The sequence below is a fragment of the Pseudomonas sp. GW823-FHT02C05 genome (assembly GCF_058797595.1).
The window spans coordinates 408,926-425,217 of record NZ_JBXAJU010000001.1; the positions used below are offsets into that span (position 1 = coordinate 408,926).

General features: G+C 65.4%; 15 protein-coding genes and 1 pseudogene. 6 read left to right on the forward strand and 10 right to left on the reverse strand.

The window, feature by feature from the left end; genetic code table 11:
- The first annotated feature begins 72 nt into the window (after window positions 1–72).
- Window positions 73–2,361, forward strand: coding sequence for a 5-methyltetrahydropteroyltriglutamate--homocysteine S-methyltransferase (gene metE, locus AC1RGE_RS02055; RefSeq protein WP_492583174.1), 2,289 nt, complete (start codon window positions 73–75; stop codon window positions 2,359–2,361).
- 413 nt (window positions 2,362–2,774) lie between these two features.
- Here the strand turns inward: metE and AC1RGE_RS02060 are convergent, their stop codons facing one another.
- Window positions 2,775–3,671, reverse strand: a complete 897-nt coding sequence (locus AC1RGE_RS02060; protein ID WP_011060703.1) for a DMT family transporter — start codon at window positions 3,669–3,671, stop codon at window positions 2,775–2,777.
- A 108-nt stretch (window positions 3,672–3,779) separates the two neighbouring features.
- On the opposite strand from AC1RGE_RS02060, the gene AC1RGE_RS02065 reads away from it, so the two are divergent.
- Window positions 3,780–5,114, forward strand: a complete 1,335-nt coding sequence (locus AC1RGE_RS02065) for an aminotransferase-like domain-containing protein (RefSeq protein WP_011060704.1) — start codon at window positions 3,780–3,782, stop codon at window positions 5,112–5,114.
- A gap of 11 nt (window positions 5,115–5,125) precedes the next feature.
- Here AC1RGE_RS02065 and AC1RGE_RS02070 read toward each other — a convergent pair whose 3' ends face one another.
- The 6 genes and pseudogenes from AC1RGE_RS02070 to AC1RGE_RS02095 form a co-directional block, all read right to left on the reverse strand.
- On the reverse strand, window positions 5,126–5,989 hold the full coding sequence (locus AC1RGE_RS02070; protein ID WP_370059491.1) for a methyl-accepting chemotaxis protein: 864 nt from the start codon (window positions 5,987–5,989) through the stop codon (window positions 5,126–5,128).
- Window positions 5,984–6,973: pseudogene (locus AC1RGE_RS02075) on the reverse strand (MCP four helix bundle domain-containing protein); the annotation flags it as partial. The gene AC1RGE_RS02070 and the pseudogene AC1RGE_RS02075, both read right to left, overlap by 6 nt.
- A gap of 27 nt (window positions 6,974–7,000) precedes the next feature.
- Window positions 7,001–7,882, reverse strand: coding sequence for an alpha/beta fold hydrolase (locus AC1RGE_RS02080; protein ID WP_041774176.1), 882 nt, complete (start codon window positions 7,880–7,882; stop codon window positions 7,001–7,003).
- Window positions 7,883–7,969: 87 nt separating this feature from the next.
- Window positions 7,970–8,491, reverse strand: coding sequence for an alpha-ketoglutarate-dependent dioxygenase AlkB family protein (locus tag AC1RGE_RS02085; RefSeq protein WP_015635171.1), 522 nt, complete (start codon window positions 8,489–8,491; stop codon window positions 7,970–7,972).
- 52 nt (window positions 8,492–8,543) lie between these two features.
- Complete coding sequence (locus tag AC1RGE_RS02090; protein ID WP_015635172.1) at window positions 8,544–8,861, reverse strand: hypothetical protein; 318 nt, start codon at window positions 8,859–8,861, stop codon at window positions 8,544–8,546.
- A gap of 107 nt (window positions 8,862–8,968) precedes the next feature.
- Window positions 8,969–9,694, reverse strand: a complete 726-nt coding sequence (locus tag AC1RGE_RS02095; RefSeq protein ID WP_011060709.1) for a murein L,D-transpeptidase catalytic domain family protein — start codon at window positions 9,692–9,694, stop codon at window positions 8,969–8,971.
- Between the two features lie 153 nt (window positions 9,695–9,847).
- On the opposite strand from AC1RGE_RS02095, the gene AC1RGE_RS02100 reads away from it, so the two are divergent.
- Complete coding sequence (locus AC1RGE_RS02100; protein WP_492583176.1) at window positions 9,848–11,419, forward strand: L,D-transpeptidase family protein; 1,572 nt, start codon at window positions 9,848–9,850, stop codon at window positions 11,417–11,419.
- 181 nt (window positions 11,420–11,600) lie between these two features.
- Here the strand turns inward: AC1RGE_RS02100 and AC1RGE_RS02105 are convergent, their stop codons facing one another.
- Complete coding sequence (locus AC1RGE_RS02105) at window positions 11,601–13,481, reverse strand: amidohydrolase (RefSeq protein WP_492583178.1); 1,881 nt, start codon at window positions 13,479–13,481, stop codon at window positions 11,601–11,603.
- Between the two features lie 114 nt (window positions 13,482–13,595).
- On the opposite strand from AC1RGE_RS02105, the gene AC1RGE_RS02110 reads away from it, so the two are divergent.
- A complete protein-coding gene (locus tag AC1RGE_RS02110; RefSeq protein WP_015635176.1) occupies window positions 13,596–13,967 on the forward strand; it encodes a hypothetical protein in 372 nt (123 codons plus the stop codon).
- Between the two features lie 3 nt (window positions 13,968–13,970).
- The gene (locus AC1RGE_RS02115) at window positions 13,971–14,153 is read left to right on the forward strand and encodes a DUF1289 domain-containing protein (protein ID WP_011060713.1); all 183 of its coding nucleotides are present in this window, start codon (window positions 13,971–13,973) and stop codon (window positions 14,151–14,153) included.
- On the opposite strand, the gene AC1RGE_RS02120 is transcribed toward AC1RGE_RS02115, so the two are convergent.
- Window positions 14,154–14,639 carry a hypothetical protein gene (locus AC1RGE_RS02120; RefSeq protein WP_011060714.1) on the reverse strand — a complete coding sequence of 162 codons (486 nt, stop codon included), beginning with the start codon at window positions 14,637–14,639 and terminating at the stop codon, window positions 14,154–14,156.
- Window positions 14,640–14,652: 13 nt separating this feature from the next.
- Window positions 14,653–15,294: a LysE family translocator gene (locus AC1RGE_RS02125; RefSeq protein ID WP_011060715.1), complete on the reverse strand. Its 642-nt coding sequence runs from the start codon at window positions 15,292–15,294 to the stop codon at window positions 14,653–14,655.
- A 246-nt stretch (window positions 15,295–15,540) separates the two neighbouring features.
- Here AC1RGE_RS02125 and AC1RGE_RS02130 point away from each other — a divergent pair, with 246 nt between their 5' ends.
- Window positions 15,541–16,215 (forward strand): ATPase, encoded by a 675-nt coding sequence (locus AC1RGE_RS02130; RefSeq protein ID WP_072442366.1) that lies wholly within the window; start codon window positions 15,541–15,543, stop codon window positions 16,213–16,215.
- The last annotated feature ends 77 nt before the right edge of the window (window positions 16,216–16,292 follow it).

A 16,292-nucleotide genomic window follows, 5' to 3' on the forward strand; every position in this document is an offset into this window, starting at 1 on the left:
TAAAATGAGTTTGTCTCACCAAGTGCCGAGTGCCGACAATGGCTCCCATCAAACACAGGGGAGTTGCATGTCATGGCTTTGGCCCATTCTCTAGGATTTCCGCGCATTGGCCGCGACCGTGAACTGAAGAAAGCGCAAGAGGCGTTCTGGAAGGGCGAACTCGACGAAGCCGGCCTGCGCGCCGTGGGCCGTGATCTGCGCAAGACTCACTGGGAGCTGCAGAAAAACGCCGGTATCGACCTGCTGCCCGTAGGCGATTTCGCCTGGTACGACCAGGTTCTGACCCATTCCCTGATGTTCGGCGTGATTCCCCGGCGTTTCCGTCCGCAGCATGGCCCAGCCACGCTGCAGACCCTGTTCGGCATGGCGCGTGGCGTCAGCGACGGCTGCTGCGGCGGTGCCCACGCCCAGGAAATGACCAAGTGGTTCGACACCAACTACCACTACCTGGTGCCTGAATTCGGCGCCGACCAGCAATTCCAGCTGGGCTGGGAGCAGCTCTTCGAAGAGGTCGAGGAGGCCCGGGCCCTGGGGCACGCCGTCAAGCCGGTGCTGATCGGCCCGCTGACCTACCTGTGGCTGGGCAAGGCCAAGGGCGCAGAGTTCGACAAGCTGGAGCTGTTGGACCGCCTGCTGCCGCTGTACGGCCAGATCTTCCAGCGCCTGGCGGCCCAGGGTGTGGAGTGGGTGCAGATCGACGAGCCGATCCTGGTGCTGGACCTGCCCCAGGATTGGAAAAACGCGTTCGAACGTGCCTACAACCAGATCCAGCGCGAGCCGCTGAAAAAACTCCTGGCGACCTATTTCGGTGGCCTGGAAGAGAATCTCGGCCTGGCCGCGAACCTGCCGGTCGACGGCCTGCACATCGACCTGGTGCGTGCTCCCGAGCAGTACCCGACCATCCTCGATCGCCTGCCGGCCTACAAGGTGCTGTCACTGGGCCTGGTCAATGGCCGTAACGTCTGGCGCTGCGACCTGGAAAAAGCCCTGGCTACCCTGCAGCACGCCCATGAGCGCCTGGGTGAGCGCCTGTGGGTGGCGCCTTCCTGCTCGCTGTTGCACAGCCCAGTGGACCTGGGCCGTGAAGACCAGCTGGACGCCGAGCTCAAGAGCTGGCTGGCCTTCGCCGTGCAGAAATGCCAGGAAGTGGCGGTACTGGCCCAGGCGGTGAACCAGCCGCAGGCCCAGGCGGTGCTCAAGGCCCTGGAGCAGAGCCGCGCCGTACAGGCCAGCCGCGCGGCCTCGCCGCGCATCCACAAACCGGCGGTACAGGCTCGGGTGGCGGCCATCACCCCCAAGGACAGCCAGCGGCGCTCGGCCTTCATCCGGCGTATCGCCAAGCAGCGCGCCGGCCTCGACCTGCCGCTGTTCCCCACCACCACCATCGGTTCGTTTCCGCAGACCGCCTCGATCCGCCTGGCACGCCAGTCGTTCAAGCAGGGCAAGCTGAGCGTGGCCGAATACACCGAAGCCATGCACAGCGAAATCCGCCACGCGGTGCTGGTGCAGGAACGCCTGGGCCTGGACGTGCTGGTGCACGGCGAGGCCGAGCGCAACGACATGGTCGAGTATTTCGCCGAGCAGTTGGACGGCTATGTGTTCACTCGTTTCGGCTGGGTGCAGAGTTACGGTTCCCGGTGCGTCAAGCCGGCGGTGATCTTCGGTGACCTGAGCCGCCCCAAAGCCATGACCGTGGAGTGGATCCGCTACGCCCAGGGCCTGACCGACAAGGTGATGAAGGGCATGCTCACCGGCCCGGTGACCATGCTGATGTGGTCTTTCCCGCGCGAAGATGTGAGCCGCGAAGTGCAGGCCCGGCAATTGGCCCTGGCGATCCGCGACGAAGTGCTGGACCTGGAAGCCGCCGGCATCAGGATCGTGCAGATCGACGAAGCCGCGTTCCGTGAAGGCTTGCCGCTGCGCCGGGCGCAGTGGCAGCACTACCTGGACTGGGCCACCGAAGTGTTCCGCCTGTGCGCCTCTGGCGTGCGTGATGAAACCCAGATCCACACCCACATGTGCTACAGCGAATTCAACGATGTGATCGAGTCCATCGCCGCCATGGATGCGGATGTCATCACCATCGAGACCTCGCGTTCGGACATGGAACTGCTGGACGCCTTCAAAGCCTTCGCCTACCCGAACGAGATCGGTCCGGGCGTCTATGACATCCACTCGCCACGGGTGCCGGATGCCTCGGAAATGGCCAACCTGCTGCGCAAGGCCGCCCAGCGCATTCCTGCCGAGCGCCTGTGGGTCAACCCGGACTGCGGCCTGAAGACCCGCGGCTGGCCGGAAACCGAAGCAGCCCTGGTGCACATGGTCACCGCGGCCCGTCAGTTGCGTAAAGAACTGGCCTGATCGGCCAACCCCGCCACCGGAGCCCGTCGGCGTGCTCCGGTTTTCTGCTTCCAGCATGGCATCGTGGGCAAGTGGTGCGAGGGCGAGCAAGCAGGTAGCGGAGGCCGGTGCGGCGTATCTGATCCGTATTTTTCTTGCGCATCTGCGTCTGTTATCAGAACAGCCATGGTTTGAAAATGGCGCGCCCGGCCGGCTTTACGGCTGGAGACCGGGCCCGCTGCACCGCATACCTACTGTTCAGGAGGCCTGATGACTAAGATGGCGTTTTTCTTGTTTGGATTTTTAGCCTTGACCATCGCGCTCGGTGCGCTCGCGACTATCTCTCCGACCTGACCCCCGAGCCCTTTGCGGCTCTTGCTTCATATCCCCGCGCAATCAGTGGCAGCCCGGCAAGCGCCGCCACTGCCTTGTACTTATTTGGAACACTTTCGTGCCCCGACCACGCAGAGGATCACCGCCACGGTGACCCCGAGCATGCCCAGGCTGACGTGCTCGTGGAGCAGGCCGGCGGCCAGGGCCAGGCCGAAAAAGGGTTGCAGCAACTGCAACTGGCCGACGGCGGCGATCCCGCCCTGGGCCAGCCCGCGGTACCAGAAGACAAAACCGATCAGCATGCTGAACAGCGATACGTAGCCCAGGCTGACCCAGGCCGGCAGGCTGATGCCGCTAAAGGAGGCGGGCATGCTGAACAGGGTCAGTGCGGCCATCAGTGGCAGCGACAGCACCAGGGCCCAGGAGATCACCTGCCAGCCGCCCAGGGTGCGCGACAGCTTGGCGCCTTCGGCATAACCCAGGCCGCATACCAGTACGGCCAGGAGCATGAGCAGGTCACCCTCGGGTGAAGCCGTGAGGCCCTGGGACAGGGCATAGCCCACCACCAACAGGCTGCCGAGCACCGAGAACAGCCAGAACACAGGGCGCGGCCGCTCGCCGCCGCGCAGCACGCCGAACACCGCGGTGGCCAGGGGCAACAGGCCGAGGAACACAATGGAATGGGCCGAGGTCACGTACTGCAGGGCCAGGGCCGTGAGCAGCGGAAAGCCCAGCACCACGCCCAGGGCAACGATGGTCAGGGGCAGGAGTTGGACGCGGCTCGGACGGCGCTGCTTGAACAGCAGCAGGATGCACAACGCCAGGAGCCCGGCGATGGTGGCCCGGGCCACGGTGAGGAATAGCGGGTCGAACTCCAGCACCGCGACCCGGGTGGCCGGCAGTGAGCCGCTGAAGATCAGCACGCCGATAAAGCCGTTGAGCCAGCCACTGGCGTTTTTTTCCAGGGTTGGGGATTGCAGGGTCGATGTCCGTTCCATTCGGGGAGTGCTCAAGAAGTGGGAGGCCGCAGCGGCGGGGGCTTGTGTCGAGCCCATCCTAGGATTGAAAATCAGCACAATCAAAAAATTGTCATGGATACAGCGCCTATGGCCCGTGCCCGCTACAAACAACTGGTGGACACCTTTGCCGCCGATATCCGTACCGGCATCCTTGCCCCCGGCACCCGCCTGCCCACCCATCGCGAGCTGGCGGCGCGGGAAGGGCTGGCCCTGGTCACTGCATCGCGGGTCTATGCCGAGCTGGAAGCCATGGGCCTGGTCAGCGGTGAAACCGGGCGTGGGACCTATGTCCGGGAAACCGCCTTGCCGCCAGGGCAGGGCGTGGACCAGCCCGCCACGGCACCGGGCACCCTGGACCTGAACTTCAACTACCCGGCGTTGCCCGGCCAGGCCGAACTGCTGCGTAGCGCCTTGCGCCAGTTGGCGGCGACCGGCGACCTGGAAGCCTTGCTGCGCTACCAGCCCCACGCCGGGCGCAGTCATGAGCGGGCCACGGTAGCGCGCTACCTGGCAGGCCATGGGCTGGTGGTGGAGGGCGAGCAGGTGCTGCTGGTCAGCGGCGCCCAGCACGGCCTGTCGACCACCCTGATGGCGTTGCTCAGGCCCGGTGATGTGGTGGCGGTGGATGCCTTGACCTACCCCGGGTTCAAGGTGGTGGCCGAGGCCCACGGGCTGGAACTGCTGGCCATTCCCCTGAGCGAGCAGGGGCCGGACCTGGAGGCCTTCGAGCGCCTGTGCCAACGGCGGCGGGTGCGCGCGGTATACGCCATGCCGACCCTGCACAACCCCATGGGCTGGGTGCTGGACCTGGCCTGGCGCCAGCGCCTGGTGGCGATTGGCCGGGCCCACGGGCTGCTGATCATCGAAGACGCCGCCTACGCCTTCCTGGCCCAGGATCCTCCCGCGCCGCTGGCTGCCCTGGCACCAGAGATCACGGTCTACATCTCGGGGTTCTCGAAGAATGTGGCCACCGGCCTGCGGGTCGGTTATGTGGTGGCGCCGCCGGCCTGGGTGGCGCTGATCGAGCGTGCGATCCGCACCAGCACCTGGAACACCCCGGGGGTGATGACCGCCATGGCCTGTGCCTGGATCGAGGACGGCACGGTGGCGCGCCTGGAGCACCAGAAGCGCGAGGATGCCCAGGCCCGCCAGGCCCTGGCCCGGGAAGCCCTGGCCGGGCTGGCCTATGTCAGCCATCCGAACTCCTACTTCCTCTGGCTGCCCTTGCCCGAGGAAGTCCGGGCCGATCAGGTGGCCATGGCGCTGCTGCGGGAGAAGGTCTCGGTGTCCACCGCCGAGCCCTTTGTCGGCGCCGGCCCGGTGCCCCACGCCATTCGCCTGGCGTTGGGCTCGGTGGCCATGGCCGATCTGGGCGTGGCGCTAGCCAGGGTCCGGCAGGTGATCGGCCGCTACGCCTTCTGAAGCGGCAAGCGTCAAAGCTTGAACTGGGTCACCAGGGCATTGAGGTCCACCGCCAGGCGTGACAGCTCCTGGCTGGCGGCATTGCTCTGGTTGGCCCCGGCCGAGGTCTGGGTCGACAGGTCGCGGATATTGATCAGGTTGCGGTCCACCTCGCGGGCGACCTGGGCCTGTTCCTCGCTGGCGCTGGCGATCACCAGGTTGCGCTCGTTGATGGTGGTGATGGCCTGGGTGATCTGGTCCAGGGCCAGCCCCGAAGCGCGGGCGGCTTCCAGGGTCAGGTGGGCGCGCTCGTTGCTGTTGCGCATGGCACTGACCGCACCTTCGGTGCCTTCCTCGATGGTGTTGATCATGCTTTCGATTTCCTGGGTCGACTGCTGGGTGCGATGGGCCAGGGCCCGCACTTCGTCGGCGACCACGGCGAAGCCGCGTCCGGCGTCCCCGGCCCGCGCGGCCTCGATGGCGGCATTGAGCGCCAGCAGGTTGGTCTGTTCGGCAATCGAGCGGATCACTTCCAGCACCTGGCCGATATTGCGCACGTCCACCGCCAGGTTTTCCACCCGCTGGCAGGTCTGGGTCACGTCTTCGGCCAGTTGGCCGATGGAGTCGACGGTGTGCTGTACCTGCTCGCGGCCGTGATGGGCCGTGCGGTCGGTTTCCTGGGAGGCTTCGGAGGTGCTCACCGCATTGCGCGCCACTTCCTCCACGGCGACGGTCATTTCATTGACCGCGGTGGCCGCCTGCTCCACTTCATTGCTTTGCTGGTGCAGGGTCTGGCTGGAATGCTCGGTGACCGCGTGCAGTTCCTCGGCGGCGGAGGCCAGCTGGTTGGACGAATCGGCGATCCGCTGCAGGGTGCCGCGCAGGCTGGCCTGCATGGTCTGCAGGGCGTGCAGCAGGCGCGCCGGTTCGTCCTTGCCGCTGACTGCGATGCTCTGGCCGAGATCACCGCGGGCGATGGTTTCCGCTACCTCCACGGCCTGGCCCAGGGGGCGCACGATGCTGCGGGTCAGGAACAGGGCCAGGACCACGGTCAGGGCCACCACGACCAGCATGATCAGCAGGACCATGCCCACCGCACCTTTGAACACCTGGTTGCTTTGCGCCGCCGCGGCGATACCGCCCCGGGTGTTGACGTCGATGATGGTCAGCAATTCCTTGAGCATGGCATCGGCATTGGCCAGGAACGGGCCGCCGTCGACGATGTCGATCGCCGCTTCCTTGTGGCCCTGGCGCATCAGGTCGGTGATCCGGTGCTGGTCCTTGAGGTATAGCGCCTCGGCTTCGACAAAACGCTCGTAGGCGGCGCGTTCGTCGTCGACGTTGATCAGTTTTTCATAGGCCTGCTGTTGCCGATCCTGCTGCTGCTCCAGCTCGCTGAGGCGCGACAGCAAGGCCTGCACGTCACCGCTGTCGCGCACCACCAGCATGCGCAGGGTCAGGGTTCGGATCTGGGTGCTGGTCAGGGCCAGGGCATTGGCGGCAACGATGGATGGCTGCCAGTTCTGGTCGACCTCAAGGGATTGCTGGTTCATGCGTTGCATTTCCAGCAGGGAGAAACCTCCCAGGGCCAGGGCCAGCAGGGCGATCAGGGCGAAGCTGAACCCTGCGCGGCGGGAAATGTTCATCGTTCTCAAGAGCATGACTGTGTTCCTTGTGGCGGCAAAAAGTACAACCGGCGAGGCGAGTCGCGGTTTGCATCGGTGCGGTGCGCGGTGGGGCCAGGCCCCACGGCACCGTCGGCTTTTTGCACACAAGGCAGGCGGCAGGCGCATCTGATCGGCGCCTTTGTCCAGTGCTTTCCAGGATCGACAGGTTGCACGGCCTGCCTGGAAAACCCGCCAATGATAGCACGGTGACATCTGTCGCGGGCGCCTGGCCCGCGGCTTTCACCGGCCTTCGGTCTGGAGAAAGCCCTGGATGGAGCGGGCGCTGGTGGCCGGGTCGACCTGCATGAAGCAGTGCTGGCCATCGATCACCTGAGTGCTCAGGTGCCGGTTGATGGCCGCCCAGCGCTTGATCGAGCGAGCCACGTAGGGGTAGCTGTCGCGGCCATGGATCACCAGGCTTGGGGTCTTCACCTGGCGCAGCGAGCGCCACAGGCGGCGGGGAAAGGAGCTGTAGATATCCACTTCGCGCTCGGGGGCGCATTTGAGGGCCACGCCTTGTTCGTCGTCCTTCAGGCCGTGTTCGACATAAGCGGCCAGGGCCGCGTCGCTCCAGCCCTTGAAGATGCCCCGGTTGGCCAGCGCGGCCTTGGCGGCGGCGCGGTCCGGCCAGCGCCGGCGGCGGGCGGCGGCCTTGCGCGCGAGGCTGTGGCGGCGGTTCAGGCCCAGGGCCGACAGCACGCCCAGGGAGCCGATCATGGAGGGGGTGAAGATCACCGGGTCCAGCATCACCGCCTTGCGAAACAGTTGCGGGCGTTCGGCGACGATCAGGCAGGTGAGCACCCCGCCAAAACTGTGGCCCAGCGCATAGCGCGGTACCTCGCCATAGGCATCGAGCCCGGCTTCGAAGGCCTCGGCTGCCAGTTCGGCGGTACGGTTCCAGCCCAGGAACGGGCCGCCGTGGTCGGTATCGCCGTGGCCCTGGACGTCACTGAGCCACAGGTCGAAGGACTCGGCCAGCAGCGCCAGCATCGGCTGATAGGCCATGGAACAGAAACCGTTGCCGTGCAGGAAGTGCAGCAGCGGCTTGCCCGAAGGCGCGGAGCGCAGGCCGCGCAGGGTGAAGCCTTCGGGACAGGGGTAGGACCAGGGAAGCAACTGCATGGGGCCTCGGGGCAAACGCTGAATACAGCCGGGCATTGTCGATGGCCCGGCCCTTGAGTCAAGGGCCGATCCTGACCGAGTCCAGCACTACCCGGTCTTGAGCTGGCGAAACGACAGGCTGATGCGCTCGCCGGCGTCCGGCGCCTTGGGGATCGCGTGCAGCCAGTGTTTCTGCAGTTCGTCCGACATGTGCAGCAGCGACCCGCTGGCTAGGCTGTAGTCGAAGGTGGCGCCGCTTTCCTTGTGGCGAAAGACCATGGCCCGGGCATGGCCCAGGGAGACGATCACCACCCCGGTGCCTGTCACCAACTGTTCATTGGCGTCGGAATGAAAGCCCATGGAGGATTGGCCGTCGGGGTAGCAGTTGAGCAGGCAGTTGTTGGGACGAAAGCCCAGCAGTTGCTCGATGGGCCCGCACAGCTGCTCCAGCGCTTCGGGCATCGGCACGGCGGGGTAGGTGATCTGCGAGTAGTCGTAGGGCGCGCCGAAACTGGCGGTCTTGCGCGCACGCATGCGCTCGTCCCACAGCACGGAGTCCTTGAGGTGGTTGAACAGCCGATGCGGGTCGGCGATGAAGTCGGGGAAAAAGTCGATTTCGGGTGGAGTCATGGGAGTACTGCCTGTCGTGAAGGACAGCGCCTGCGGGGGCAGGGCGTGATCCTTATCGGTCCTTGATGGGTGCCTGGAGTGTGCCGCCTGCCACCGACTGGATAAACTGTGCGGCCTTTTGCCCCAGGTCCGCCTGGGAAGCGCGGATCAGCAGGACCAGGGGCGCCAGGGACAGTGGCTCGATGTCCAGCCGTTGCTGGCTGGAATTGCGCAGTATCAGGGTCAGCTCGGTCCACTGGTCATCGTCGGTGGTCCGGCTGTCACCATCGGAATCCACATTGCAGCCAGCGCCCCACAGGTGTTCGGCCACCCGGTAGAACGCCGGGCGTGGTCCGGGCTGTTGCAGAAGCAGGGCATGTGGCGAAGGCATGGCGTGGAGCTCGGGCGAGGTGGCGTTCCAGGTCGGTAACGGTATCTCGCCGCCGGCGTGCGGCGCAACTGCGAAGAGGGCAGGCGCCGAGCATCCGGCCGGCTTGCTCAGCCGCCGTTGGCGCTGAGGATGCTCGCCACCTGGCGTGGCTGGCAGTTGAGGTAGGGCGAGGTTTTCAACCAGCGCTGGTCCGGGTACCAGGAGAACATGAACTGGCCATCCTTGAGCTTGTCTATCACCTGGCGCGCCACTTGCGGGCGCACCGCGGGGCAGCCCTGGCTACGGCCGATGCGGCCCTGGCGCTGGCTCCACAAGGGGTTCACGTAGTCGGCGGCATGGATCACGATGTCGCGGTCCCGGGCCCGGTCGTTGAAGCCCGGTTCCAGGCCGTCCATGCGCAGCGAGTAGCCATGGCTGCCTTCGTAACTTTCCTGGGTGCGGAACAGGCCCAGGCTGGATTGGTAGCTGCCCAGGCGATTGGAGAACTGGGTAGCGAAGTTTTCCCCGGATTTCTGCCCGTGGGCCACCAGGTCGCGCAGCACCAGTTTTTTGGTCCGCAGGTCGAAGATCCACAGGCGCCGTTCGGTGGAGGGCTGCGAGTAGTCGATCACCGCCAGGTGGCGGGCTTGTCGGGCGCCGCTGCCTACCGCGCATTGCATGGCGTTCAGGGCACTTTTCAGGGCCTGGGGATTGAGTTGCGGGGCGGCGTGGGCGAGGCTGGCGTACAGCGTGGGGCTGGCGACGGGCTGGACTTTGCTGGCGGCGAAGGACGAAATGGAAAAGGCGCCCAGGGCAATGGCCACCAGGCAGAACCGGCACGAGAAATTCAACATGTATAGAGCGTCCCCATGGTCACTTTGGCTCCTGACGTCCTGTCGTTCCCCCGGCAGTCTGGTCTATATGTTTAATGCCCAGGCCCGATTGTTTTCCGCATCTGCCGTAATGGTTGGCCGCCCGCTGGGCGCCCACGGATTGGAGTAAAGCAGTTGTTCAAAAAACCCGCATGTTACTTGACCCTGTGCCTGCTCGCTGCGCCATTGGTCGCGCTGGCCGATGAGCTGCCACAGCTGTCGGCGAGCCCGATGCAAACGGCGCTGACGCAACTGGCCGTGGCTTGCCCGGCCCTGGCGCCGCGGCTCAATACCCCGGCCCAGCAGCTGTTGCAGGGCTTCTACCAGCAACAGGGCGAACAGCAGGTGTGGTCCGTGGCGGGCCGCCTGGCCAGCTTGCAGGCGCAGTTGGCGCAACTGGTGGACGACGGGCTGGACCCGGACCACTACCGCCTGCCGCAGGCGAGCCCGGCGGGAGATGGCCTGTGCAGCGATATCGATATCACCCATCAGTACCTGCAAGCCCTGCAGGACCTGCATTACGGTCGCCTGGCGCAAAGCCGTTTCGAGCCTATGTGGCGGGCCCAGCCGCTGCCGGACGATCGCCAGAGCGCGCTGCTGGCGATTGCCGTGCCGGGCATCGCCCACATCGCCACGGCCTTCGAGCAGGCGCGCCCCAGCCTCGCGCAATACCGCAACCTGCGCCAGGCCTATGCCCATGAGCGCCAGCAACCCTTGCCCCAGTGGCAGGCCGTGGCCGGCGGCCCGTTGCTGCGCCCGGACATGCAGGACAAGCGGGTGCCGGACCTGGCCCTGCGCCTGTACCACGGCGGCTACCTGCAAAGCCCGGTGGTCAACCCGGACAACGCCTACAGCGGCGAGCTGGTCAGCGCGGTGAAGAACTTCCAGCTTGGCCATTCGCTGCAGGCCGACGGTGTGGTCGGCGCGGGCACCCTGAAAGAGATGAACATCAGCCCGGCCGAGCGCCGCGAACAGCTGCGCATCAACCTCGAACGCCTGCGCTGGCTGGCCCAGGATTACGAGCCGAACCTGGTGCTGGTGAACGTTGCCGCCGCCCAGTTGACCTTCTATCAGCACGACGCGGTGGTCTGGCAGACCCGCACCCAGGTCGGCCGCGCGGAGCGCCAGACGCCCTTGCTCAAATCCCAGGTCACCCGGCTGACCCTGAACCCCACCTGGACCGTGCCGCCGACCATCCTCAAGGAAGACAAGCTGCCGGAAATCCGCCGCGACCAGGGTTTCCTCAACCGCCAGAACCTGCAGGTGCTGGATGCCAACGGCCAGCCCCTGGCGGCCGAGGACATCGACTGGGACCGCCCCGGCAACATCCTCCTGCGCCAGGGCGCCGGCCCGCGCAACCCCTTGGGGCGCATCGCCATCCGCTTCCCCAACCCGTTCTCGGTGTACCTGCACGACACCCCGAGCCAGGCGCTGTTCAGCAAGGGGCCGCGGGCCTTCAGCTCCGGCTGCGTGCGGGTCGAGCAGGCCCTGCAACTGCGCGACTGGCTGCTCAGCCCGGCGGAGCGGTTGCGCACCCACGAGCTGTTGGCCACCGGCCTGACCCACGAGTTCCGCCTGGCCAAGCCGGTGCCGATCCTGCTCAGCTACTGGACGGTGCAGGCCGACAGCCACGGGCAACTGCTGTATGCCCCGGATATCTACGGGCATGACCAGGTGCTGTCGACTGCGCTGGGCAGCAAGATCTGATGTGGCTGTGTGGGTGAAGGCAAACCCTGGCCAGGGAGCTTGCTCCCTAGGGGGCGTAGCCGCCCCGAGGCCTTCATGGCGCTCTAGCGGACGCAGGCTCTCTCGCCACCGTCGCCTTAGCGCGAGCAGAAAAAACGCCGCGGTGCCTGGATGGGCGTCGCGGCGTTTTCCATAGCGGGTTTCAAGGCTGCACAGGCGCCAGCCGGTCGTAGATCACATCCAGGGCCGGGCCCAGGTCGCCGTCGCCCTGGGCCACGGCTCTGATGCCCTGGGGTACCGGCAATGACGGATCGCCATGCATCCCGAACGGCGGCGGCAAGCTTGCCCCCTTTGCCGGACGCTCATAGATCACCCGGCCTTCCTTGACGGTCTTGAGCACTTGGATCTCGCTCAGGGTCTCGGGTTTGACGGTCAGCGGGTTGGCCGAGAGCACCGCGAAATCCGCCAGCTTGCCCGGGGTGATGGAGCCTTTGCGGTCTTCTTCGAAATGCTGGTAGGCCGACCACAGGGTCATGGCCTTCAGCGCCTGCAAGGGCGTCACCCGCTGGTCCGGGCCGAGTACGTAGCCGCTGCGGGTGGTGCGGTTGACCGTGGCTGCCAGCACTCGCATGGAGTCCGGCAGGGCCACCGGTGCATCGTGGTGGGTGGTGAATTTCATCCCGGCCTGGAGCACCCACTGGGTCGGCGAGATGTTTTCCGCGCGTTCGGGCCCCAGCACCGACTGGCGATGCCAGTCGCCCCAGTAGTAGGTGTGCATGGGGAATAGGGAAGGGAAGATCTTCAGTTGCTTGAGTTCGGCCACCTGGTCCTTGCGCAGGGTCTGGCCGTGGATCATTACCGGCCGCACATCGACCCCGGGGTAGGCCTGTTCCGCGGCACGCATGGAACCGAGCAACTGGTCGATGGCGCGGTCGCCGTTGGTGTGGGAAAGGATCTGCCAGCGGTTGGCCAGGGCCTCTTTATAGATGGCCAGGGCGTCGGCGTCTTTGACCACGCCGTAGCCGGCATAGCTGGCGTCCTGGCCCTGGGGCGGCTTGAAGTAGGGCTGGCTCAGCCAGGCAGTCTTGCCCTGGGGCGAGCCGTCCAGGGTCAGCTTGACCCCACCGATGCGAAAGTGCTGGTTGTACACCACCGGCTGGTTGCTCGGGTGATACCAGGGGGCGACCATCAGTTGCTTGACGCCGGGGGTGAGGATATCCGGGTAGGAGACGATGTCCGCCAGCAACTTGCCATCGCCCGCGGCCTTGATCGCGGTCTTGACCTGGTCCGGGGAGGAGCGGCCGTCCTGGATCGTGGTGTAGCCATAGCTGACATACAGCTTCTGCCCGGCGCTGAGCATGTCCACCGCCTGGTCGGCGGTGAGCTTGGGGAAGATCCTGATCAGGGCGTTGAAGAAGGCGTTTTCCTCCAGCACTCCGTTGGGCTCCTGGCTGCCGTCGACGCGGCGGATCACCCCGCCTTCCGGGTTGGGGGTCGACGCGTCGATCCCCGCCAGTTCCAGCGCCTTGCTGTTGAGCACCCCCAGGTGCGAGGACTGGTGGACGATGGCGATGGGCAGGTCGCGGGTCACGGCGTCCAGGTCGGCCTTGGTGGGGTGGCGCTGTTCCTGTAACTGGGAATCGTCATAGCCAAAGCCGAACAGCACGCCGAACTGCTTGGGGATCGGCGACTGCTGTTCAAAGCGGCGCAGGGTTTCCTGGAGCCCGGGGATGCTGTTGTTGGTTCCATCCGGTGGCGGCAGCAGGTTGGCGCTGGCAGCCTGGAAACCCACCATCGACACATGGCCGTGGGGGTCGACGAAGCCCGGTAGCAGGGTCGCGCCCTTGAGGTCGAGCATCTGTGTGGCCGGGCCCTTGTTCTTGAGTACGTGTTGCCGGTCACCCACGGCGAGGATCTTGCCGTCCTTCACCGCCACTGCCTGGGCCTTGGGGTGCTGGTCATCGATGGTGATGATCGGGCCGTTGAACCAGATGGCGTCGGCCACCGGCGGCGTGGCCGCCAGGGCGCTGGCACTGGCGAGCTGGAGCGCTGCCACGAGCAGCGCGAAGGAGGTCTTTTGCATGTGCGTTCTTCCTTGAAGCGGGCAGGAGCGCACTAGCCTAGCCGCAAAGCGCCGCCGTGGGCGAGTGGCTTGAGGTATGGTGTGCGGCCTTTTAGCTGCGACTCAAGGCTTGTCATGCCATTCAACAAACGCCAGCAGGCGGCCACGGAGCGCCTGCTGGCCGCCACCCTGACCGAAGCCTGCGAAGCCGCCAAGGCCGAAATCGTCGGTTTTTCCTGGCTGACCCACGAAGTGGACTACGCCGCCTTTGCGGCGAGCCTGGTGGTGGTCTGGGTCTTCGACACCCAGGCCCACAAGGAGCAGGCCCTGGCGGCCGGGCAGGGCGCGCGGATGCTCGAACTGACGGCCCGGGCCCTGGAAGAGGCCGATGTTCACCTCGACGCCCTGGAAACCCGTGTGTTCTTCGACAGCGAAGAGCAATGCCGGCGGATCAATGGTGGCGATTGGGCGCAACGCCTGAAGCGCCTGCGCCCGGGCCGGGGTTGAGCCATGGCCAAGGAAATCGACAACCCCTGCATCGCCCTTTGCCAGCTCAGTGGCGACCTGTGCCTGAGTTGCGGGCGCAGCAAGGACGACATCCGCAAATGGAAGCGCATGAAGCGCCCGGAAAAAATGGCCGCCGTGCAGCGGGCCGGCATCCGGCTCAAGGCCTTGCAGAAAAAGAAGGGCTGATCAGGTATCGCTCTGGAATTGGCCGGCGCCCAGGCGCCGCACGCTCAGCCAGAAGTCTTCCCCAGGTTCGTACTCGGCCAGAGACAGGCGGTGCACCTGTCCCTGCTCGTCCTCCACCGTCAGGCTGGTCTCCCAGTCGAAATCCGGGTTCTGGGAAATGGTGTAGGACGGGTAAGGGCTGTTGATCTCGAAATGAATCGAGTAGACCTCCAGTGGCGGGCACGACAGCAGGCCTTGTGCGTACAGCTGCCAGACCTTGCGCATGCCGGGCACGCACAGGCGCTCGGCAAAGGCCAGGGCCTGGGGGATGTCGTCCCAGGCGGCCTGCACCCCTTGCTGCGCGGTCGCAAGCCGGCGCTGGGGCGGTTCGTTGCTGGGGTGCTGGACGTAGACCAGGCGGCTGCCGAACTGCAATTCGCATTGCAGCACGCCGGCAGTGGTTTCCCAGTGGCCCAGCAGCGATTCCTTGAGCAGGTCTATTTGCATCGCGCCTGAGGGCTCAGGCCGTTTGCCGGCGCATGGCCAGGATGGTGGTGCCGAAGAAGATAAAGGTGGAACCCACCACCCGGTTGACCCACTTGGACAGGGCCGGCCGGGTCAGCACGCCCTTGGCCCGGGAGGCCAGCACCGCGTAGACGCTGAGGGAGGTCAGGGACAGCGCCATGAAGATCAGGGTCAGGATGAAGAACTGCGGCAGCAGCGCGGCGTGCTGGTCGATGAACTGGGGGAACAGGGCGGTGAAGAAAATCGTCGCCTTGGGATTGGTGGCGGCGGTCAGGAAGGCCGACTTGAACAGCTTCAGGCGCGGCGGCTTGCCGACCTTGGTGCTGTCTGCGCTGGCTTCGCTCAGCAGTTGGCTCTTGCTGAACAGCTGCTTGGCACCCAGGTAGAACAGGTAGCCGGCACCGATGATCTTCACCGCGTTGAAGATCCATTCGGAACTGGCGATCAGTGCCCCGAGGCCGAGCATGGCCGCGGCAGACATGCAGAACAGCCCGCTGACATTGCCCAACGATGACCAGATAGTGGACTTGGCGCCGTAGGCCACGCTGTTGTGCAGCGCCACCAGGGTAGCGGGGCCGGGGCTGGCGATGGCGATGGCTGCCACCAGGGTGTAGGTCAGTATCGAGTGAGCATCCATGGTCCGGACTCGTCTTGCAGAAAAAGGGGGCTTGATTCTATCGGGGCCAGGGCGAGCTGTATGCCAGAAATTGACGGCTTTATCGAAGGGCGCGAGCGGCGCAGGCCACCGCCTCCGAGGTGCATCGGTGCCCATTGTCAACCATTGCTGCAATCGATAGTTATCATCAAAAAGTGCAGGTTCCGTTTTTCCGGCAAAGGAGGAAGATAGCGCTTACACCGTGCTTGCTGCAGAAGGAAACACCCGATGAGAATCTCGACTCTAGTGACCCTTGTGGTGCTTTTGATCGCGGGAACCGGGGCTTCTGCGGCCACCCTCGCCACTGAAGACACCTCCTGCCACTTCCTGCCCATGGCCGACAGCAGCGCCGACCTGCAACACGCGCAGTCGGTAGGCGTGCTGTACAGCGAAAACACCATCAGCACCCTGCAATACCTGGAGCACTACCATGCGGTGGCGCTCAACGGGGCGAAGAATGCTGGCCTCGATCCGCGCATCAGCCAAGCCTTCGTCAACAGCTCGGACCCGAAACGGGCAATCGACTGGCTGATGGCTTCGCTGCAGAAGCATTTCGGTTCGGTGACCGTCTATGACAGCCTTGACGCGGTGGTCCAGGCCCACCCCGATGTGGTGGTGATGCTCGATACCTACAACCAGCTGGTGACCAAGCGCAACAGCAAGGTCGAGGCGCGCTTCATCGCCAAGTTCTATGACGCCAACCTGCAATACATCGGCCAGGCAGCCGGGATCCAGGCCAAGGAACTGCCGTCGGTCTGGGTACGGGGCAAGGCGGCGCCGGAGATCGCTGCGCAGATCAACCAGCAGACCGAGTTGCAGGTCGATGCCCTGAAGCAGTTCGACGCATCGCTCAAGGCCCTGGTGAGCCAGGGCGAAGCGGGGCAGATGGCGGCCAACAAATGAGTTGCAGGCAGGCCTGATGAAAAAAAAGCCCCGAATGTTCGGGGCTTTTGCTTTGTGCCTGGGCGGGGGCAGCCTGT

Coding starts and splice junctions, on each gene's coding strand:
- metE (WP_492583174.1), top strand. CDS start 73: ATGGCTTTGGCCCATTCTCTAGGATTTCCGCGCATTGGCCGCGACCGT.
- AC1RGE_RS02060 (WP_011060703.1), bottom strand. CDS start 3,671: ATGGAACGGACATCGACCCTGCAATCCCCAACCCTGGAAAAAAACGCC.
- AC1RGE_RS02065 (WP_011060704.1), top strand. CDS start 3,780: ATGGCCCGTGCCCGCTACAAACAACTGGTGGACACCTTTGCCGCCGAT.
- AC1RGE_RS02070 (WP_370059491.1), bottom strand. CDS start 5,989: ATGCAGGCCAGCCTGCGCGGCACCCTGCAGCGGATCGCCGATTCGTCC.
- AC1RGE_RS02080 (WP_041774176.1), bottom strand. CDS start 7,882: ATGCAGTTGCTTCCCTGGTCCTACCCCTGTCCCGAAGGCTTCACCCTG.
- AC1RGE_RS02085 (WP_015635171.1), bottom strand. CDS start 8,491: ATGACTCCACCCGAAATCGACTTTTTCCCCGACTTCATCGCCGACCCG.
- AC1RGE_RS02090 (WP_015635172.1), bottom strand. CDS start 8,861: ATGCCTTCGCCACATGCCCTGCTTCTGCAACAGCCCGGACCACGCCCG.
- AC1RGE_RS02095 (WP_011060709.1), bottom strand. CDS start 9,694: ATGTTGAATTTCTCGTGCCGGTTCTGCCTGGTGGCCATTGCCCTGGGC.
- AC1RGE_RS02105 (WP_492583178.1), bottom strand. CDS start 13,481: ATGCAAAAGACCTCCTTCGCGCTGCTCGTGGCAGCGCTCCAGCTCGCC.
- AC1RGE_RS02110 (WP_015635176.1), top strand. CDS start 13,596: ATGCCATTCAACAAACGCCAGCAGGCGGCCACGGAGCGCCTGCTGGCC.
- AC1RGE_RS02115 (WP_011060713.1), top strand. CDS start 13,971: ATGGCCAAGGAAATCGACAACCCCTGCATCGCCCTTTGCCAGCTCAGT.
- AC1RGE_RS02120 (WP_011060714.1), bottom strand. CDS start 14,639: ATGCAAATAGACCTGCTCAAGGAATCGCTGCTGGGCCACTGGGAAACC.
- AC1RGE_RS02125 (WP_011060715.1), bottom strand. CDS start 15,294: ATGGATGCTCACTCGATACTGACCTACACCCTGGTGGCAGCCATCGCC.
- AC1RGE_RS02130 (WP_072442366.1), top strand. CDS start 15,541: ATGAGAATCTCGACTCTAGTGACCCTTGTGGTGCTTTTGATCGCGGGA.